Annotated in this window: 18 protein-coding genes and 1 pseudogene; 2 read left to right on the top strand and 17 right to left on the bottom strand. The window is 63.4% G+C overall.

Features of this window, described 5'->3' with window-relative positions; translation table 11 throughout:
• Positions 1-580: 580 nt before the first annotated feature.
• Positions 581-835: a hypothetical protein gene (locus IVA74_RS30305; protein ID WP_247350341.1), complete on the bottom strand. Its 255-nt coding sequence runs from the start codon at positions 833-835 to the stop codon at positions 581-583.
• Positions 836-945: 110 nt separating this feature from the next.
• A pseudogene (locus IVA74_RS41280) lies at positions 946-1,318 on the bottom strand (hypothetical protein).
• 251 nt (positions 1,319-1,569) lie between these two features.
• Between IVA74_RS41280 and IVA74_RS30295 the strand changes: the two are divergent.
• Complete coding sequence (locus IVA74_RS30295) at positions 1,570-2,067, top strand: ferritin-like domain-containing protein (protein ID WP_247350344.1); 498 nt, start codon at positions 1,570-1,572, stop codon at positions 2,065-2,067.
• A 132-nt stretch (positions 2,068-2,199) separates the two neighbouring features.
• The gene (locus tag IVA74_RS30290; RefSeq protein WP_247350339.1) at positions 2,200-2,460 is read left to right on the top strand and encodes a hypothetical protein; all 261 of its coding nucleotides are present in this window, start codon (positions 2,200-2,202) and stop codon (positions 2,458-2,460) included.
• Between the two features lie 85 nt (positions 2,461-2,545).
• On the opposite strand, the gene IVA74_RS30285 is transcribed toward IVA74_RS30290, so the two are convergent.
• From IVA74_RS30285 to IVA74_RS30215, 15 genes are all read right to left on the bottom strand, one after another.
• Entirely contained in the window at positions 2,546-3,613 is a 1,068-nt protein-coding gene (locus tag IVA74_RS30285; RefSeq protein WP_247350338.1) for a UDP-glucuronic acid decarboxylase family protein, read from the bottom strand.
• An 11-nt stretch (positions 3,614-3,624) separates the two neighbouring features.
• Complete coding sequence (locus IVA74_RS30280) at positions 3,625-4,749, bottom strand: glycosyltransferase (protein WP_247350336.1); 1,125 nt, start codon at positions 4,747-4,749, stop codon at positions 3,625-3,627.
• Positions 4,746-5,834, bottom strand: a complete 1,089-nt coding sequence (locus IVA74_RS30275) for a glycosyltransferase (protein WP_247350334.1) — start codon at positions 5,832-5,834, stop codon at positions 4,746-4,748. The genes IVA74_RS30280 and IVA74_RS30275 overlap by 4 nt, the downstream gene beginning before the upstream one ends.
• Positions 5,831-6,961, bottom strand: coding sequence for a glycosyltransferase (locus IVA74_RS30270; protein ID WP_247350332.1), 1,131 nt, complete (start codon positions 6,959-6,961; stop codon positions 5,831-5,833). Before IVA74_RS30270 ends, IVA74_RS30275 begins: the two co-directional genes overlap by 4 nt.
• Positions 6,958-8,040, bottom strand: coding sequence for a glycosyltransferase family 4 protein (locus IVA74_RS30265; protein ID WP_247350330.1), 1,083 nt, complete (start codon positions 8,038-8,040; stop codon positions 6,958-6,960). The genes IVA74_RS30270 and IVA74_RS30265 overlap by 4 nt, the downstream gene beginning before the upstream one ends.
• A gap of 26 nt (positions 8,041-8,066) precedes the next feature.
• The gene (locus tag IVA74_RS30260; protein WP_247350328.1) at positions 8,067-9,353 is read right to left on the bottom strand and encodes a TIGR04295 family B12-binding domain-containing radical SAM protein; all 1,287 of its coding nucleotides are present in this window, start codon (positions 9,351-9,353) and stop codon (positions 8,067-8,069) included.
• Positions 9,350-10,414, bottom strand: coding sequence for a GDP-mannose 4,6-dehydratase (locus IVA74_RS30255; protein WP_247350326.1), 1,065 nt, complete (start codon positions 10,412-10,414; stop codon positions 9,350-9,352). The genes IVA74_RS30260 and IVA74_RS30255 overlap by 4 nt, the downstream gene beginning before the upstream one ends.
• Positions 10,414-11,526, bottom strand: coding sequence for an NAD-dependent epimerase/dehydratase family protein (locus IVA74_RS30250; RefSeq protein WP_247350325.1), 1,113 nt, complete (start codon positions 11,524-11,526; stop codon positions 10,414-10,416). The genes IVA74_RS30255 and IVA74_RS30250 overlap by 1 nt, the downstream gene beginning before the upstream one ends.
• A gap of 210 nt (positions 11,527-11,736) precedes the next feature.
• Positions 11,737-12,942 carry a phosphopentomutase gene (locus IVA74_RS30245; protein ID WP_247350322.1) on the bottom strand — a complete coding sequence of 402 codons (1,206 nt, stop codon included), beginning with the start codon at positions 12,940-12,942 and terminating at the stop codon, positions 11,737-11,739.
• The gene (locus IVA74_RS30240; RefSeq protein ID WP_247350319.1) at positions 12,930-13,883 is read right to left on the bottom strand and encodes a beta-xylosidase; all 954 of its coding nucleotides are present in this window, start codon (positions 13,881-13,883) and stop codon (positions 12,930-12,932) included. Before IVA74_RS30240 ends, IVA74_RS30245 begins: the two co-directional genes overlap by 13 nt.
• Positions 13,880-14,647 carry a TIGR04290 family methyltransferase gene (locus tag IVA74_RS30235; RefSeq protein WP_247350316.1) on the bottom strand — a complete coding sequence of 256 codons (768 nt, stop codon included), beginning with the start codon at positions 14,645-14,647 and terminating at the stop codon, positions 13,880-13,882. The genes IVA74_RS30240 and IVA74_RS30235 overlap by 4 nt, the downstream gene beginning before the upstream one ends.
• Positions 14,644-15,453: a nucleotidyltransferase family protein gene (locus IVA74_RS30230; protein ID WP_247350313.1), complete on the bottom strand. Its 810-nt coding sequence runs from the start codon at positions 15,451-15,453 to the stop codon at positions 14,644-14,646. Before IVA74_RS30230 ends, IVA74_RS30235 begins: the two co-directional genes overlap by 4 nt.
• A gap of 2 nt (positions 15,454-15,455) precedes the next feature.
• Positions 15,456-16,559 (bottom strand): glycosyltransferase, encoded by a 1,104-nt coding sequence (locus IVA74_RS30225; RefSeq protein WP_247350310.1) that lies wholly within the window; start codon positions 16,557-16,559, stop codon positions 15,456-15,458.
• Positions 16,556-17,152, bottom strand: a complete 597-nt coding sequence (locus IVA74_RS30220; RefSeq protein ID WP_247350309.1) for a histidine phosphatase family protein — start codon at positions 17,150-17,152, stop codon at positions 16,556-16,558. The genes IVA74_RS30225 and IVA74_RS30220 overlap by 4 nt, the downstream gene beginning before the upstream one ends.
• The gene (locus IVA74_RS30215) at positions 17,152-18,252 is read right to left on the bottom strand and encodes an inositol-3-phosphate synthase (RefSeq protein ID WP_247350307.1); all 1,101 of its coding nucleotides are present in this window, start codon (positions 18,250-18,252) and stop codon (positions 17,152-17,154) included. The genes IVA74_RS30220 and IVA74_RS30215 overlap by 1 nt, the downstream gene beginning before the upstream one ends.
• Between the last annotated feature and the right edge of the window lie 9 nt (positions 18,253-18,261).

Here is an 18,261-nt window from a genome sequence, read left to right as displayed (position 1 = left end):
CGGTGTGGCGGGGGCGGAAGCGCGAGCAGCACCAGTGGCGTCGGCGCCGGGGGCGCTTTGGGCGGCGGGACTTCGGCGACAACCAACCAAACCGGCAGTTTGCCGTCTGACAGGGGGAACGCCGGCGACGCGTCCCGGGGCACAGCGGCCAGCGGGACAAATGCAGCAGGAACGGCTCAATCGAGCGGGGGCCCGCAAGGATCGACCACCGTCGGCCGACCCGGCAACCTCGCGGGCGGAACCAGCAGCGGACGGATCGATGGAACGGCGACGCCAGGTCCGTCGATGCAAGGCGACGCGGAAATCCGGTCTGAAAATTCCCAGGGCTCCACCGTGGATCGAAAGATCAAAAGCATCTGCAAAGGATGCTGACCGGGATCAGGACGCCGGCTTCGCCGGCGTCCAATCAAGGTCTTCGTCGTCTTGACGTTTCGGAATCCGGCGAGCACGGCTTGATGTTGAGCTCGTCCTCAAGAGCGGGCTGGCCTTCGCAATCTTCGACCAGCCCGGCTTCGTCGTCCCTTTTCAACGTTTCCTCTTTGGTCGGAAAGTGCGGCTTCGAGACCCCGGACCGCGAATGCTAACGACGCGGCATGGTGCCGTTGGACGGCGGAGTCGTCTCGTTGCGCATGCCGGGAGGACTGGAGGCACCTTGGCCGCCCCGCTCGACATGCGTAATGCCGCCACCGCCGCCGCCGGAGGCGGATCCGCCGGCTCCAGCACCGGCGCCCGCGCCGCCAGCACCAGCGCCCGCGCCACCTTGCGCGAACGCTGCGCCGACTGAAGTGCCTGCGAGCATCGCGGCCGTCAAGATCATCAAGATTGTCGTACGCATGCTGTTTCTCCTTGAGCTTTCAATGTCGAACCAATCATGAGCGGCATCGACCGTTCCTACCCACGCAAATTCATTCGGCGTTGCCGTCGTCATCGACGGCACACGCTGTCTCAACGCCGGTATTGCGAAGGCACGGCAACTTCATCGAAGCGTTCAGCAAGGGCGTCGAGAGCGGCGCGCATCTCCGGACCTTGCATGGCCGCGCCGTGTCCGGTGATGACGATCTCGGCAGCAAGTGGCGCAAGAGCACGCAGCGACGTCTTCGCACTTTCCCAATCCGGGGTGGCCATCTGGTTGGTCAGGGTGCCGGCCACGATGATCACGTCGGATTGGCGTGGCGATGCTCGCGGCGCGAATCCGAAACGTTCCGCGTCATAGCGCGGCATTGACATCTGCATCATCTCGACCGCGCAGCAGGCAAGCCCGAACTCCTCCGCTGTTGCCGAAGAAACCCTTGTCGGCAAGACCGTCGCGGATGCTCATGAAATAGGGATCGGAGGCGTTGTCCGGCTGTCCTGAGCGCTGTGGCTAGTTGGGATGCGACCACACGCTCTGGGAAACCGCAGCTCGTCGGCGGCGTTCCTGCGGCGACGAATTGTATTTGTGTTCTGTTATCGCAGGTTAGCCTTAGGCGGGAGACCAGAGCCTGCACCGTTACCCAGATATCCGGTAGGAACGATCCGCGAAAATTGCGGTTGGGCCGCAGCAAGGCCAATGAGAAGGAGAACAGGAAAATGGCTAACGTAGCACGCGATACATTCGTGGTCGGATTAAGCAATGCGCACGCGATGGAAGTGCAGGCAAGGGAGCTGATGGAACGTCAGTCGGAACGGCTGGATGAATATCCTGAGGTGAAGGCGAAAGTCGTCACTCACCTTCAGGAGACCAACGAACAACTCAAGCGGCTCGAGAGATGTCTGGAAGCTTGCGGCGAAAACTCCTCCAGCCTCAAGGATACGACCCAATCCGTGATGGCGAACATGCAGGCCATGGCGCACTCTGTCGCCGGCGACGAGATTCTTAAGAACACCTTCGCCAACAACGCGTTTGAGAATTTCGAGATCGCTGCCTACAAGTCTCTGCTCGCCCTCTGCGGCGCCGCCGGGGTGGCTGAAGCAAAGGGTCTGCTCGAGACGTCCTTGCAGGAAGAGCAGCGCATGGCCGCCTGGATCGACTCAAACGTCGAGAAGGTGACGATGGAATATCTGGCGCATCAGCGTCAGGCGACGTGACGCCATCCGGTCGCCGCTACAGGCAAGCCGCCGGTCCCGCTTGCCGCGAGACCGGCGGCTTGGCGGTTGCTGAACTCGGCTGTTTGTGCAGAGACCTGCAGGAACGATACGCACCATTTTAGCTGGGCTGTGATGACGAAAATTATCTTCGGCGACTATCGCAGTCCCGCCGCCGAGCAGGCTTACGCGATCGCGTGGGACTTTCTCGCCCGTGGCGGGGCTATCCGCGATGATTTCGAGACGTGCGTATTCCTGGCGCAGCGTATCACCATGATGGTCGAAGAAGGCCAGACCAACCGGATTCGGATGGCCAATCGCGCCATCTCCGAATACGAGCACGACGTTGAGGACCTCGACAAGCCCATCCGTCGCGCGGCCAATTCGCGCTCGTGACAGATTCAGGCGCCAGCGTGGCCAGACCAACCAGCTCACGCTCCGGTCGCTGTCGCATTTGCGGGTTCCTCGTCCGGTGGCTGGATCACCCCTGATCGGCAATCGTCAACCGGCCGCGTGCAGTAATACGTCCGCTCCTGCGAGGTGCAGCGGCCGGAACAAGCGTCGGCGCTTCGCCGGCCATGCGCATGGCGAAATACGCGATGGTCGCCCGGAGACCATCCTTGAGCGCCACGCGCGGGCGCCACCCCAACACCTTCACGGCTGTGTCAATGACAGGCTTGCGCCGCTTCGGATCGTCTTTCGGCAGCTCCTCGAACCGAAGCGGGGAGGCTGACTCTGTATACACCAGCACGTCGCGGGCAATCGCCTCGATCGTAACCTCGTGCGGATTACCCAAATTGCAGGGCCCGGTGACTGATGATGGACTCTCCATGAGCAGCTGGAGGCCGCGCACGAGATCGTCGACGAAGCAGAAGCTTCTGGTCTGCGTACCACCGCCATAGATCGTGATCGGCTCTCCGCGCAGTGCCTGCACGATGAAGTTGGAGACGACGCGCCCGTCGTTCTCCAGCATTCGCGGGCCGTAGGTGTTGAAGATGCGCGCGATCTTGATCTCGACCCCGTACATCCGATGGTAATCGAACATCAGCGTTTCCGCGGCCCGCTTGCCTTCGTCGTAGCAGGCTCGGGGTCCGATCGCGTTGACGTTGCCGAGATAGGATTCCGGCTGGGGATGCACCTCGGGATCGCCGTAGACCTCGCTTGTCGATGCCTGCAGCACTCGGGCGCCCTTCCGACGCGCGAGCTCCAGCATGTTGATGGTGCCAAGCACGCAGGTCTTCATCGTGCCGACCGGATCTTTCTGGTAATGACGGGGCGACGCCGGGCAGGCGAGGCTGTAGATTCCGTCGATATCGCCCTCGATCTCGACGGGATCGCGTACGTCATGTTCGATGAAGCGAAAATTCGGATGATTGAGCAGCGGCCGGATATTGCCGATCGTTCCCGTAAACAAATTGTCGAGGCAGATTACCGTGTGGCCGCGTTGCAAAAGCGTGTCGCAGAGGTGGGATCCGATGAAGCCGGCGCCGCCGGCGATCAGCACAGTCGGTGAGCGGCGGGACGCCTGGATGCGGGTCTGAAGTGTCATGGCGCTGCCTTTCAGAGTTCTGCGACCTGCAAGGGACGCGATACGGGACGCCGCGCTGTTCTGCGGCACCGCCGATCGGACGCCTCGGTGTAGTACGTCTCGAGCTGCCGGGCGCGATGGTCGGAGGTGTGATCGGCGATGACCCGCCGCCGCGCGTTGTCCGCGATCGAGCGCCGGTGGTCCTCCGGCATGTCGCGCAGGATTTCAACAACTTCGCGTGGATTCGACGCCAGCAGGATTTCCCGCGAGGGTTCAAAGACAGTTTCGATTCCAGGCCACCGGTCCGAGATGACGGGCGTGCCGCACGCGGCGGCTTCGAACAGCCTGACGCTCGGCGAGAACCCGAGTGCGCGCATGTCGGAGCGGGTGGCGTTTAGCGTGAAACGCTGCTCCGCGTAGAATGTCGGATGATGCTTGGGTGTGAGATGCTCGATGCGGGCCACATTGGCTGGCCACACCACATCCTCGGGATATTGCGCGCCGGCCACCACGAACTGCTCGGATGACAGAGTACGAGCGGGCGAGAGCAGCAGCTGTTCCAGAATCGGTTGCCGGTCCTCGCTGTAGGTTCCGAGGTAGCCCAGTGCCCATTTCTTCTCCGCGCGTCGCGGCGCGTAGATATTGGTGTCCGCACTGCAATACAGAACCCGAGCCAGTGGGCTGCCATAGCTCTCCTCGATCATGTCGGGTACTGGGCCGCCGGCAAAGGACAGATAAAGGTCGAAACGCGGGATCATCGCCGCGGAAAGATAGTCCAGGCCCTGATCGAGCTTCGCAAGCGTGACCGGCGTGTCGATGTCGTAGAAGGCGGTAAGCCCTCCGGTATGGGTCGTGACCCATTCGGAGATCGCGATCCCGTCGGGCACATAGGAGCCGATGACCACCAGATCAGCGTCTCGGATCATCTTGCCGAAACGCAGCGGGATGTCCTTCAAGGATTGATAAAGCTCGACAGTCCACGCAGAAGGCTTGGTAAGATCGCGATGCTCGCGATACCAGGGGACATCGCGTTCCAGAAATGTAACTCGGTGACCCCGTCGTGCCAGGGCTTCGATCAGGGCGCGGTAGGTCGTGGCATGGCCGTTGCCCCAGGACGAAGTGACCGAAAGACCAATGACGACGATGGTGAGGTTCATTCTGCTGCCTCGATTCGCGAATTGCTTGCGGCAAAGAGATCGTTGAACTGGCGCGCGCGCTGCCGGTAGGTGTGGTGGCTCAGAATGCGCGCACGAGCGCGTCCTGCGATCGCCTGAGCCCGATCGGGGCGCAGTGCGGCAAGATGCTCTGCGACCTCCGCTCCGCTTGCGGCCACCAGCACCTCGCGATCCGGCTCGAGAAAATGATCGATGCCGTCCCACTGGTCGGTGATGAGGCAGGCTCCGGCGCCGATGGCTTCGAACACGCGTGTCGGCGGCGAGAAGCCGTAACGTGCCATGCTGTCGCGATTGACGTTCAGCGTAGCCAGACCGGAGCCGAAGAACGCGTTGTGGTCGCCGGTCCCGACATGTCCGACCTGCTGTAGATTGGCCGGCGTTTCCTTAGTCTCCCAGCCGGAGCCGCCGAGGACAAATCTCTTGTTGGGCAGTTGGCGCGCAACGTCGAGGAAGAACCTCTCGACGCGCTGCTCGCGATCGGGAAGGCGGTTTGCTAAAAGGCTGAGATCGCAGGTGAAACGTGGATTTGGAAGTGCCGGAAAGTGCGTGGCCGGGTCGAGCGCATTGTAGATCGGCACGCAGCCCCGCGCGCCCATGGCGCGATAAGCGGACACGACGGCGTCGCCGCCGCCATAGGTCAAAACCATGTCGCAGGACCGGATCGCACGGCGCAGATGATGTTCCGGATCGTCCGCCATCGTCTCTAACGTGGCGGGTGCGTCGACGTCCCAATAGACGCGCGTCGCATTCGACGGAATGTCGGCGAGGGCGTTCTCCAGCTCCTGATCGAAAACGCCGACCCCGCTGGCCTTGATCAGCATGTCAGCCGAGCGGGCAGCTCCCTCGATCGAGCTTCGCCAGCCGTCCGGCGTCGCGGCGTAGATGACCACCCTCGCCCAGTTGGGATCGTCGATGTCGCGGTGGGCCTGGCGCTCGAAAGCGTCGGGCTCGAAGAACGTGATGTCGTGGCCGAGCGCCGCAATCTCCTTCAGCATGCCGCGATAATAGGTGGCGGCACCGTTCCAGTAGGATGAGACGAGGCTGGATCCGAAGAAGCAGATCTTCATGCGGAGGCTCCGATGTATCGTGAGGGCTGTGACGAGCGGCCTGAGGCCCGGAGATCCTGCACGATGCTGACAAGCTGCTCCGCGCGGTGACGGCAGGTGTGACGCTCCTTGATCGTCCGCAGGCCGGCCTCCACTGTGGCGGTCCATAACTCGTGGTCGTCGAGGAGCGCACAAAGCGCGCGCTTCATTTCGGTGCCGTCGGCGGCGCCGAGATAGGCGCCTTCCGGGAACAGGCCTTCCGTGTCTGACCAGGGCGCCGAGACCAGTGGAATGCCGCACGCCATCGCTTCGAAGACGCGAATGGTCGGAATGCCCGGAAGCAGGCGGACGTAGGGGCCGCGCGGCACATGGACAGTGGCACGTGCGCCGGCGAAGGCAATGGGAGCCCAATGTGCGGGCAGCCACCCGCCATGCCGGATACCTGCCGCCTGAATGGTGTCGAGCGCCGCGTCCGAATAGCGGACGCCATAGACCTCCGCGCGCAGCTTCAGTTCGGCCACCGGTTCGACCAGAAATTCGTTGAGCTCGGCGCTGCGTTCGCCGTCGCCCCAATTGCCGATCCAGACGACATCGTCGGTGCGCTCGACATGCGGCAGCGGATGATACAGGGCGATGTCCGCGGCCTCGTGCCAGGTGAAGGCCCGGTCGGCCCAGCCGAGCTTCAGATAGATCTGACGAAGCACCTCGCCGAAGGCGAGCACACCGTCGAACCCGTCGAGGTCGAATTGCGCAAGCTCGTCAGGTGCGCTGACGGCGCGGTGATGGGTGTCGTGGAACAGCAGCGTGAAGGGAGCGCCATGGGCCCGCCTGTGGCCGATGTCTGCGATTAGATCCGGCGAATTCCATTCGTGGACGACGACGAGATCGGCGCCGTGGAGCGCCTCATCCAGATCGAGGCAGGCGTCATAGCGGCGGATGCCGATGCCGGGAAACAGCACCGGAATGTCCTCCATGGTCTGAGTGCCACCCTCGCGGATCGCGTTCAATCGGCTCCAGCCGTCGACCGGCTCGAACACGACGACCTCATGACCGAGCGCATGAAGTTCGCGGGCATAGCCGCGCAGGAAGTGGGCGTTGCCGTTGTTCCAGCAGGAGGTGAAAGCGTGGTAGAACAGGACGCATTTCATGCACGCACCTCGATCTGGCTGACCGGCGCGGTCTCGCGATGGGAAGCGAGCAGGTCGTCGTAAAGCCTGAGATAGGCACTCGTCGTCCGGGTCAGGGAATAGGTGAGGGAATGCTCAAAAGCTGCCCGTTGCAGCCGCATCCGCTCGCGATCGTCGGCGCACAGACCTGCAAGCGTTCGATGCAGCGCCTTGCCGTCGGTGGGATCGACGAACAGCGCGGCTCCGGTCCACAATTCCCGGAACGTTGGGATGTCGGACAGGACGAGAGCGCATCCCGCCGCCGCGGCTTCCAGGACCGCCAGCCCAAACGGTTCATAGAAGGCGGGGCTCGCGAAGATCGCCGCGTGCTCCATCCGCGCGCGCATGGCGTCGTACGGCAATTGCCCAAGCCAGGTGATACAATGCGATGGGCTGACGGTCGCCGCACCCGCCACCTGGACCGGCCAATCCAGCCCCGGCGCCGCGGCGGCAAGAACCTCGATGTTCTTGGCGCGGTCCCACAGCCGCCCGGCTGCAAGGATCAGCTCCTGCTTACGTCCGAGGGCGCCTCGGGGTGTGATCCCATTCCAGATCACGGCGCCCGGCGATTGAGGATGGTAAATCTGCGCGATCACGTCGTGAAAGGACTGGGTTGGGCATACCCAGGCCTGCGCCTTGTCGAGGGCTGCCGCGACGCGTTCGGCGTAGCTGCGCCATCTCGGCTCGCCCAGCCAAGCCGTATCACGGCAGGCCAGCGCCCAGGAGCCGACGCAGGAATGCGCGACGAGTACCACCGGCGCGTGCCAGTCGAAGGTTGCTTCGCGAAAACTGTTGAGGTGAATAACGTCCGGCCTGAATTGTGCTTCGAGCTTCGTGAGGGTGCGCCGCGCTCGGGCGAGGTCCTGCCCTTCCGGATCCTGCCATTCCAGCGCGAGGTCCGTTTCGATCAGGCGCACTCGGGAACCGCGCAGCATCTCGCGCTGCTCGGCTCGTGCGCGCCGACCCATGGTCACGAGGCCGACATCGGCCCCCGACGCCGCAAGCTGCGATGCGAGAGCGCAGGAATAGGTCCAGACACCCCCGACCGTGTCGGTCGTCATCAGGATCCTGATGTCCGAGCTACGGCTCATGATGCCACCTGCAGTTCGAGAGCCTCGAGCGGAACCGGGCGATCGTTCTGCACGTCGCTGAACTGGCCGAACATCGCGAGATAGTGCCGGTGCGCGCGCTCCCAGGCGAAATCGTCGGGCTCGCCCCACAGCTTTTGATAATCCGGCGAGCCCGGATAGGGATAGAGCGGGACCGGATCGTTGGCCCAGATGCCGGCATCCTGCATCGTGCGGCGCCAGCGCTGCACGATGGGATCATCGTCCTCGGGGACTTCGATCAGGTTGGCCTGCACGAAAGGAACGTGACGGCGCGCTTCGACCAGCCGTTCGGCAAGCTGGTCTGTCGTCATCTTGCAGTTCTTGGCAAGCGCGGCGCGGCCCTCCACGGTCAGGCTCTCGATCCCGGCCTCTATCGAGACGCAGCCGGCCCCACCGAGCAGAGCCAGCATGTCCGGCTTCCAGAGGTCGATGCGGGTCTGCACACCGAACTTCAGCCCGCGTGTGGCCAGCCCTTCCAGCAGCTCCGCGTTCGGAAGAAATATCTCGTCGATGAAGTAGACATATTCGATGCCCTGATGGCGCAGTCCGTCGATCTCTTCGAGAACGACGGAGGGGGGCCGTTTGCGGTAAGCGTTGCGGAAATTCTCCTTGGCGCAGAACGTGCAGTTGTACGGACAACCCCTGGATGACTCGACCTCGGCGCCTGGCGCCTGCGGCTCGGCTTCGAAGCGGTGATGGTGATGGTGATGCCGCCGGATCATCTCCTCCGGCCAATCAAGCGGCGGTTGATCCCTGAACGCGACGGCCTGCGGGCCGCCATTGACGCGGAGCGATGCGCCATCGGCGAAGCACAAGCCGGGAAAGTCCCGCTCGCCATTGGCAAGACGCAGCAAGGATGCCTCGCACTCGCCCATTACGACGACGTCGGTGCCGAGCTTTCGAAGCGCCGCTTTTGGCACGGTCGAGCCATGGGGGCCCACTGCCACAAGGATCGGAGCCAGGTCGCGCACCCCCATTGCAAGCTCCTGCGGGACGCGGAGCTCGGGAGGGGCGCAGCGCCAGAACAGATAAGTCGGTGCCGTCGTGATGACGATCTGGTCGGGGCCGAACGCGCGCAGCTCGGCTTCGATATCGGCGAGAGAAAGGTCGAACATATGGGCATCGAGCAGCAGCGTCTTGTGCCCGGCCGCCTTCAGGTAGTGTTCGGAGATCCCGAGTTCGAGCGGAAGGTGAGGAGATCGGCAGCCGAAATAGATGCTGCCGCCAAAATCCCAGTTTGGGTTGATGAGGGCAACACGCGTCATGCCAGCGCCTCGCGGTTGCCCTGTGCCGATCCGAAGCGGCCATCCAGCCAGATGTGAAGGGATCGGAGGCCGTCTGCGAGAGATGTCTGAGGCGCCCAGCCGAGCGCGCTGGAGAGGGCGCGCGTGTCGGTCACGTACCAGGGCTGATCGCCGGGCCTCCAATCGGCAAAGCGATAGGCCACCTTGCGGCCGGTCAGATCGGTGATGCGGTCGATCAATTCCAGCAGACTGATCGCGTTGGCCGGGCCGCCGCCGAGATTGAACACGCGTCCACGGGCGAGCGCGATGCGATCGAGCACGGCGAGCCAGGCCGACGCCGCGTCCGACACATGAAGCGCATCGCGGACCTGATGGCCGTCGCCATAGATCGTCAGCTCTCTGCTGCGAATGGCGCTCAGCAGGAAATGCGCGATCCAGCCCTGATCTTCGGTGCCGAATTGCCGGGGCCCATAGATGCAGCTCATGCGCAGCACCACGGTCCGGAGGCCGTAGACCCGCGCATAGTCGTGAACGTACTGATCCGCCGTTCCCTTGGAGCATCCATAGGGGCTGTAGAAGTCGAGCGGTGCATTTTCCGGGATGCCGCCGGCCAGCAGACCGCTTGTCGGCGTGTAGCGGCGGCCGGTGAGCGCGATGTCGCCGTCGTCGATCACGCGTCCGTAGACCTTGTTGGTCGAGGCGAACACGATCGGCGCGGCGCTGTTGTGGAGCCGCACGGCTTCGAGCACATTCAATGTGCCCCGCGCGTTGATTTCGAAATCGGAAGCCGGATCGCTCACGCTGTCGGTGACCGCGACCTGGGCGGCCAAGTGCAGCACGGCGCGGGCTTCACGTACTGCGTCGATCACCGAGATCGGTTCGCGGATGTCGGCCACGGTAATTGTGACCCGGTCGCCATGCCGGGACTTCAGCCATTGCGCGTTCTCACGCACGCCGGCGCGGGCGAGATTGTCCAGTATCAGCACGGGATCGCCGCGTTCCGCGAGCCGGTCGGCGAGGTTGCAGCCGATAAATCCGCAGCCGCCGGTGATCAGGACGGGTCTGTTATCTCGTTCACTCATCACGCGACCAATCCTCGTTGCTGCAGCTCCTTGGTGGCTCGCTCCGCCTGATCGTCAGCGATTTGGTCGGCGAGATACTCCGCCAGCTCCCGGAGACCGTCCTTGAAGGCGACGTGCGGCTCGAAGCCGAGCAGGTCGCGCGATTTTCCGATGTCGGCGAAGCAGTGCCGGATATCGCCGGCACGATATTTCCGCGTTAACTCGGGCTCGATGTTGCCGCGTCCCATGACTTCGGCGAGATCCTGCGCGACGGAGAGAATGGTGCGGCACTGCCCCGAGCCGACGTTGAAGACCTCCTGGGTGCGATCGGCTTCGAGTGCCATGCGGCAGGCACGGGCGACGTCATGTACATGGACGAAGTCGCGCCGCTGCAGACCATCCTCGAAGACGAGGGGGGGGCGGCCGTTAAGCAGCCGCGCGGCAAAGATGGCGAGCACGCCGGTATAGGGATTGGACAGCGCCTGGCGCGGACCGAACGCATTGAAGAAGCGTAGCGCCACCGTCGGAATGCCATAGGCCTTGCCGGTGATCAGGCACATGCGTTCCTGGGCATATTTGTTGAGTGCGTAGATCGAACTCAGCGAGGGCTGCTTTGTCTCCGGGGTGGCAACGGGATCAAGCGGGCGCCCGGTGATATCGCGCAGCTCCCAATCGCCCCGGCGAAGCTGCTCGATCGGCCGTTCGTCGCAGGCGATGACGCTCTGATCGGCGCTCCGGTAAAGGCCTTCGCCGTAAATGCTCATGGACGAGGCCACCACCAGCCGCTCGACCGGGCGCTTGGACAGTGCCTGCAACAGCACGGCGGTGCCGAGCTCGTTGGTCCTGACATAGGGTTCGATGTCGTACATGCTCTGGCCGACGCCTACCGCGGATGCGAGATGCAGGACCATGTCGGTGCCGCGTAACGCGTGCTCGACCGCGGGAGCGTCGGTGACGTCGCCGACGACGAGCTCCGCCTCTTCGGCAAGATAGGCGGGACGCTGGCGGTTGCCTCCGTGGACCTGCGGCGAGAGATTGTCGAGCAGGCGGACTTCATAGCCGGCCGCCAGCAGCACGTCGGCCGCATGCGATCCGATGAATCCGGCGCCTCCAGTGATCAATACTCGCGTCATTCACCGCTCCGTGCCGCCGTGAGACCGATCCTGCGGGATCAATCCGTGATGAGAATGAAAGCGCGCGCTGCTGTTCTGGTCGGGGCGACCGGCGCGCCAGTCACATTTGGAAGTAGAAGCGATGCAAGGAATGTTCGTTCCTGCGAAACCTACAAACAAACATTTCTCTAACCTGGATCAATAACCCAGGTGAATCGGCCGGCGCTGCGGCTAAAAATGCACGCCATGAACCGGCGCCTGCAGCTCGATATGTCTTGCGACCGTTGCCCCTATATCGGCAAAGCCGGTGCGCCTGCCGATCGGAGAAGATGACCGCCCGCGCACCGCCAGAATTGGCACTTGTTCGCGGGTGTGATCGGTGCCGCTCCAGGTTGGGTCGCAACCGTGATCGGCCGTGACGATGAGGAGATCATCGTCGCGCACGCGGTTAAGCAGTTCGGGAACGCGGGCATCGAAGGCTTCGAGCGCCGCTGCATATCCCGCGGCGTCTCGGCGATGGCCGTACAACGTGTCGAAATCGATGAAGTTGGCGAACAACATCCCACCCTCTGCAAGAGAGGCCAGCCCATCAAGCGTGGCATCGAACAACGCTTCGTTGCCATCGCCCCGCATGTTCCTCCCGGTCCCGCGATGGGCGAAGATGTCGTCGATCTTGCCGATCGTCACGATGTCACGGCCTGCGCTTTCGGCGAGATCGAGGATCGTTCGCTCGGGCGGCGGGACGGAATAATCCTTCCGGTGCACAGTTCGCTTGAAGTGACCTGCTGACGTGCCGACGAACGGCCGGGCGATGACGCGCCCGATGTTCAGGGGATCGACCAGTCGGCGGGCAACGCGGCAGACCTCATAGAGGCGTTCGAGCCCGAATGTCTCCTCATGTGCAGCAATCTGAAACACGCTGTCGGCTGACGTATAACCGATCGGCTCGCCGGTTCTGATGTGACGCTCGCCGAATTGGTCGATGATCTCGGTGCCGGAGGCGTGACAGTTTCCGAGGATGCCGGGCAATCGCGCCTGTTCGCACAGGCGCTCCATCAGGTCGCGCGGGAAGCACGGTTTGGTCCTTGGAAAATAGCCCCAGTCGAACGGCACCGGCACACCGGCAATCTCCCAATGACCGGATGGCGTGTCCTTGCCCTTCGATATCTCGCTTGCGCAGCCAAAGCGCGAATGCTCCGGACATCCGTCCAGCCCGGGCGGCACGCGCCCGGTTGCGAGACGACAGGCCTGGCCAAGGCCCAGCGCAACCAGATTGGGAAGCTGAAGCGGTCCTTCCCGCCGCGGACCATCGGCATTGCCGACCCTGCACATCTCAGCGATGTGACCGATGGTATCGGCACCCTCGTCGCCGTAATTGACGGCATCGGGCGCGGCGCCGATCCCAACGGAGTCCATCACCAGGATCAGGGCACGCATGTCGGCTCCCGGATGGTCGGACGCGAAGACGCCGCGGAAGGCGCGACCCCTGTTTTCGCGCAATAGCGCTCGACCATCTGCGCGCAGAAATCCGCGAACTCGTTCACGTCGAGCGGCGGGCTGGTGTGATGAGGCTGGATACCCCGGTGCTCCGGCGTGAAGCAGAAGGTCACCGTAACCTGAAACTCGGCCAGCGCGTCCATCTGGCGGTCGAACCAGTCGAGCGCGTTGGGACGAAAGCTGTCGGCCCAGGACAGGCCGGTCCTGAGATGCTGCACGCCCAGCCGGCGCATCCAGCCCACGGCGTCATCGAGGCGGTGGTCCTCGAAATGAAACCACTGGCACAGGCCCATCGCAGGTGCAAAGTTGCGGAACAGCTCCGCCGAGGCTTTCGGTGTCCCGTCCTCGCGCAGCAGGCCCATGTGGAAATGCCGGTAGTAGGAGGAGCCTTCAGCCTCCTTATGCCGGGTCGTGGCCTCCCAGCTCGAAGGCAGATCGTAGAGGCTGTACCAGTGGATGCGCGGAGCGCGGCCGATCAAGAGCTCCGCGGTTCGGCTCAGTCCCCAAGCCTGCACCTCTTCGGCGCCGAAAGACGAGACTCCCACCTCCGTCACCCAGACCGGCAGCGAAGTGACCGCCTTGATCTCCTCGAGCTTGGCCGGCCATTCCGCAATCTGCCACAGGTTCCAGTCGAGCGGAAAGCCGTGCACGGCTACCGCATCGACATGATCGAGTACGCCACGCGCCTGCATATTGCGGATGAACGACGGATCAATCGGCGATATGCCGCCGAGCACACGCGGGAGTGTGGGATGGGCGCTGCGGATCGCCTTTCCGGCCGCTAGCGCCAGGTTGGCGAACATGGTCCAGTCCGGATCAATCAGGATGTCCCAGTGCGACTTGTTGTTGGGCTCGTTCCAGATCTTGGCGGCTTCGATCATTGGCCGGCCTCCCGCGATGGATAGACAGGACCTTCCGCCTGCGGCCTTGTTACCCGCTTGCAAAGATAGACTTCGTCTTCCGGATGCGCTGCGATCGCAAAGCCGGCGCTGCGCAGCATGGCTTCGGCGCAGGCACGGTTCGGCACCCACCAATTGGTGGGGTCGTCGGCATATTTGTTCTCGATGAAGTGCAGCTTTGGATAGCCCGGCGAATCGAACTGATCGGTGGTCCAGAAGTCGTAGTTCTTGTCGACCGGATCCACGCGGCTGTCGCCGCGCTGCATCGATTGGAACAGCAGGAGATCGCCGGCCACGTGCTCATGGATCAGGTCGAGCGCCAGCAGAGGGTGCCGCAGATGGTAGAGCACCCCCATGAAGATCACGAGGTCGAACTTTTCGCGCAGCTGTCCGACGTCATAGGCTGACATCTTGCGGAATTCGATCCTGAGCCCGTTCACCTCGGCCGCGAAGCGGGCTTGCTCGAGATATTCGTCGTCGGTGTCCAGGCCGAGGACGCGCTCGGCGCCGCGCCGCTTCATCTCCATGGCGTAGAAGCCGGCATTGCAGCCGATATCGAGTACGGTCTTGCCGTCGAGACGGTCCGGGATGATCCCGGAGAAGCGTCGCCATTTCACGTTGGGATAGTCGCCGAGAAAGTGTGAAGGCGCTGTCGGTACACCCTTCAGGTCCAGATTGTGAAACCATGGCCCGAGCGCATCGACACGCTGGCGGATTTCCTCGCGGGAGAGGGCGCCTCTGCTCATGCGGTCACTCCATTGTTCATTGCGGGGGCTGAGCGGGCTGGCTCGGGCGAACCGCCGGCCAGCAATCGAGAGCGTCCGTTCCCGGTGGAGCTTTCCGCGAGCAACGCCATTGCCGTCCGATAGCCATCGATGGTGCCTACATCGACATAGGATTCGCCAGCTTTGACGCCGAGCCCCTGGCCGCCGGCCGCGATGTAGGCGTTGACGAGTGTCCCGAAATATTCATCCCGGTGGTCGCGCTTTGTCCACAGCGATTGGAGTTCGCGAAATCCGTTGGCAGACATCTTGAAGGCGCCCCATATCCATTTCGACGCTGCGTCCGGCTGCTTGACCTGGATCTCCGTCACGCGATCGCCGTCGAGCACGACCGCATCGAAGAACTCGGGATGTTCGACCGGAAACAGCAGAAACGACAGGTCGGCGGCCGGCAATGCCTGCAAGGCCGCCTTGGGGAACCAGACTGTATCCGGAAGTCCGACGATGACGTCTTCGTCATGGCCGACGACCGTGCCCGCCCTGAACACGGCATCGCACAGCCCCGACGCGTCGGGCTGCACGACGTAAGCGAGCTGGGCGCCGCCATAGTGATCGCCGAAATATTCGAGGATGTCGGATTTGCCGGGGGAGATCACGAAGCAGATCTTGTCAGCCCCCCCAAGGATCAGCCGCTCCAGCAAATATTCCGAGACGGCGCACGGACGGTCCATGCCGTCGTCCCGTCGGCTTCCGACCGGAAGCAGTTCCTTGGAGAAGGCGAGCGGCTGGATGCGGCTGCCGCGGCCTGCGGCCGGAACGATGCCCCACATGATCAGGCCTCCTCGGGTTGTTGCCGGCGCGCGCCGAGGGATGCCGCCTGCTCGAGCAGCGAGATCAGTTCGCCTGCGCGCTTGTCGGAGGTGTGCTGATCCATGGTCCGTTCATATGCGCGCGCGGCAATGTGCTGAAGCTCGGCGTCGGCCGTCGTCAATGCAGCAAGCGTGTCCTTTTCATCGCGCGCGATCAGGATCTCGTGCCCGGGCGCAAAGAATTCATCGATCCCCGGCCAATCGTCGCTGAGCAGTGGGGCCTTGCAGGCAGCAGCTTCGAACAGACGCCCGGACGGGCACCAGCCCATCTCCGCCATGGCCCGGCGCGTGACGTTGAGCGTCAGCCGGGACGACGCAAAGAACGACGCGTGCTCTGACGGCGGCAAGTGCTGCACGAAATAGATGTTTGGCGACCAGGGAAAATCTTCCGGGTATTGCGCACCCCCGATCAGGAAGCGCAGATCCTGCCGTGCCCGTGCGGGTTCGACGAAGAGAGCCTCGAGCGCGCGCTGACGATCCTGCGAATATGTGCCGAGATAGGACAGATGCGCACGGTAGTGCGACTGAGACGGGACCGGTCGATGGATGTCAGTGTCGACATGGCCGTAGAGCGGACGGACGTTGCAGGCGCCGAGCCGGTCGCGAAATTCGTTGCAGATGCGGGGACCGCCGGTGAAGCTCAGGACCAAGGCGAAATCTCGCAGGCCGCGCGGCCCGATATAGGGAACGGCGCCGCCGGCCATGAGCTTCGCCAGCGTGACCGGTGTGTCGAGATCGTAGAACACGGGCAGCGCGCGACCCTCAGACAGAGTAAGCTCGGTCGCGGCGATCGCGTCGGGACAATAGGAGGTCACGATCGCGACATCGGCATCGCGAAGGTCGCTGCGCGCCAAAGGAAGCACATCGTCCCAATTCGAGAACAGGCGCAGCTGGCCGCCCGCCAGTTCGTGCAAATCCCGCGCGCTGGCGTAATAGGGCACGTCGCGCTCGAAAAAGACGACGCTGTGCCCGGATCGCGCGAGATGCTTGCAAAGCCCACGCCACAAGGTCGCGTGACCGTTGCCCCAGGAAGAGGAAATTGTCAGGCCGAAGATGACGATCTTCACGCTGGCACCCGCTGATTGATCCCGGTGATCTTGATTCCGCGATTGTCCACGCTGAGAGTGCTGACGCTGCCGGGGTCGATCTCGATCGAGAGGAAGTCGTCGAGCTCTTTCCGGGAATAATACAGCAGCGCCGCGCGGATCGGCTCGGCATGGCTGACGGCGACGACGGTGCCGGGATCGCGGTCGCTGCTCACCTGCTCCAGATGGGCGACGACGCGCTTCTGGAGTGCCCGCATGCTTTCGCCGCCCGGCGGACGGATCGTTCTGCGTTGTTCGTTCCAGCGCGACCATCGGGGATCCGGGGCGAGCGCCTCGAAGGATCGTCCAGTCCATTCGCCATAGTCGAGCTCGTTGAGCGCGGGAACGATCTCGACCGGCAAGCCGAAATGCGCGGCAAGGATACAGGCCGACTGCATGCAGCGCCGTTGCGGGCTCGACTGTATCAATGTTGGTCGCGGTGAGATGCTTTCGGCGCATCGCGCCATTTCTTCGCAACCGGGATCATCGAGCTCTACGCCCTTCATCCGGCCACATAGCGTCAGGCCGAGGAGGGCGTGATGCCCGTGGCGGATCAGATGAATGATCTTCGCCATCAGGTATACGCCTTGTCGTCGATGAACGCGCGCGTTCGACGTCCGGCTTCCTCGTCCGTGAACTGCTGCGGCGGCGACTTCATGAAATAGCTCGATGGGCCCGTCAGCGCGCCGGCCTGCCCGCGGTCCATGGCGAGCTTGGCGCAGCGGACCGCGTCGATCACGACACCTGCCGAATTCGGGGAGTCCCAGACCTCGAGCTTGACTTCCGCGCTCAAGGGCACACCGCCGAACGTCGTGCCCTCCAGGCGGATAAAGGCCAGCTTGCGGTCGGTCAGCCACGGCACGTGGTCGCTCGGACCGACATGAATATTATCGGCATCCATGGGCACGTCGAGCTGGCTGGTCACGGCCTGGGTCTTGGAGATTTTCTTCGAGGTCAGCCGCTCGCGCTCGAGCATGTTCTTGAAATCGGTGTTGCCGCCGACATTGAGCTGGTAGGTGCGATCGAGCCGCACGCCGCGGTCGCGGAAGAGATTGGCGAGCACGCGGTGCAGAATCGTGGCGCCGACCTGGCTCTTGATGTCGTCGCCGACGATCGGCAGGCCTGCATCCTCGAAACGCCGCCGCCAGTCGGGATTCGAGGCAATGAAGACCGGGATGCAATTGACGTAGCCGCAGCCGGCCTCGATCGCGCGCGCGGCATAAAAGTCGCTTGCGTGCTGCGAGCCGACGGGAAGATAGGACACCAGCACGTCCGTGCGCGACGTCGCGAGCACTTCCGAGACGTCGGCTTCCGGAACATGCGCAATCGGAATGTCCTCCTTCAAATAATGGCCGATGCCGTCCATGACCGGGCCGCGCTGGACGACGACGCCGGTCTGCGCAACGTCGGAAAAGCGATGCGTATTGTTCGGTGCTGCGAAGATTGCCTCGGCGACGTCTCGTCCGACCTTGCCGGCATGGACGTCGAAGGCCGACGCCACCTGGATGTCGCTGATATGATAGCCGCCGAGATCGGCGTTCATCAGCCCGGGCACCGGCTCGTTCGATTTGGCCTCCCGGTAGTAGGAGAGCCCCTGAACGAAGGAGCTCGCACAATTGCCGACACCGACGATGCCGACGCGCACGCGCCGCCTGTCCTGAAGACGAGAATGCATGGATCGAAG

The organism is Bradyrhizobium sp. 132 (genome assembly GCF_023074185.1).
GTDB lineage: Bacteria > Pseudomonadota > Alphaproteobacteria > Rhizobiales > Xanthobacteraceae > Bradyrhizobium.
The sequence above is the reverse complement of the archived record's forward strand: the minus strand, read 5'-3'. Positions and strand labels throughout refer to the sequence as shown.

What these genes read in the sequence shown, in the direction of transcription:
- IVA74_RS30305 (WP_247350341.1), bottom strand. Translation starts at nt 835, where the DNA reads ATGCGTACGACAATCTTGATGATCTTGACGGCCGCGATGCTCGCAGGC.
- IVA74_RS30295 (WP_247350344.1), top strand. Translation starts at nt 1,570, where the DNA reads ATGGCTAACGTAGCACGCGATACATTCGTGGTCGGATTAAGCAATGCG.
- IVA74_RS30290 (WP_247350339.1), top strand. Translation starts at nt 2,200, where the DNA reads ATGACGAAAATTATCTTCGGCGACTATCGCAGTCCCGCCGCCGAGCAG.
- IVA74_RS30285 (WP_247350338.1), bottom strand. Translation starts at nt 3,613, where the DNA reads ATGACACTTCAGACCCGCATCCAGGCGTCCCGCCGCTCACCGACTGTG.
- IVA74_RS30280 (WP_247350336.1), bottom strand. Translation starts at nt 4,749, where the DNA reads ATGAACCTCACCATCGTCGTCATTGGTCTTTCGGTCACTTCGTCCTGG.
- IVA74_RS30275 (WP_247350334.1), bottom strand. Translation starts at nt 5,834, where the DNA reads ATGAAGATCTGCTTCTTCGGATCCAGCCTCGTCTCATCCTACTGGAAC.
- IVA74_RS30270 (WP_247350332.1), bottom strand. Translation starts at nt 6,961, where the DNA reads ATGAAATGCGTCCTGTTCTACCACGCTTTCACCTCCTGCTGGAACAAC.
- IVA74_RS30265 (WP_247350330.1), bottom strand. Translation starts at nt 8,040, where the DNA reads ATGACGACCGACACGGTCGGGGGTGTCTGGACCTATTCCTGCGCTCTC.
- IVA74_RS30260 (WP_247350328.1), bottom strand. Translation starts at nt 9,353, where the DNA reads ATGACGCGTGTTGCCCTCATCAACCCAAACTGGGATTTTGGCGGCAGC.
- IVA74_RS30255 (WP_247350326.1), bottom strand. Translation starts at nt 10,414, where the DNA reads ATGAGTGAACGAGATAACAGACCCGTCCTGATCACCGGCGGCTGCGGA.
- IVA74_RS30250 (WP_247350325.1), bottom strand. Translation starts at nt 11,526, where the DNA reads ATGACGCGAGTATTGATCACTGGAGGCGCCGGATTCATCGGATCGCAT.
- IVA74_RS30245 (WP_247350322.1), bottom strand. Translation starts at nt 12,942, where the DNA reads ATGCGTGCCCTGATCCTGGTGATGGACTCCGTTGGGATCGGCGCCGCG.
- IVA74_RS30240 (WP_247350319.1), bottom strand. Translation starts at nt 13,883, where the DNA reads ATGATCGAAGCCGCCAAGATCTGGAACGAGCCCAACAACAAGTCGCAC.
- IVA74_RS30235 (WP_247350316.1), bottom strand. Translation starts at nt 14,647, where the DNA reads ATGAGCAGAGGCGCCCTCTCCCGCGAGGAAATCCGCCAGCGTGTCGAT.
- IVA74_RS30230 (WP_247350313.1), bottom strand. Translation starts at nt 15,453, where the DNA reads ATGTGGGGCATCGTTCCGGCCGCAGGCCGCGGCAGCCGCATCCAGCCG.
- IVA74_RS30220 (WP_247350309.1), bottom strand. Translation starts at nt 17,152, where the DNA reads ATGGCGAAGATCATTCATCTGATCCGCCACGGGCATCACGCCCTCCTC.
- IVA74_RS30215 (WP_247350307.1), bottom strand. Translation starts at nt 18,252, where the DNA reads ATGCATTCTCGTCTTCAGGACAGGCGGCGCGTGCGCGTCGGCATCGTC.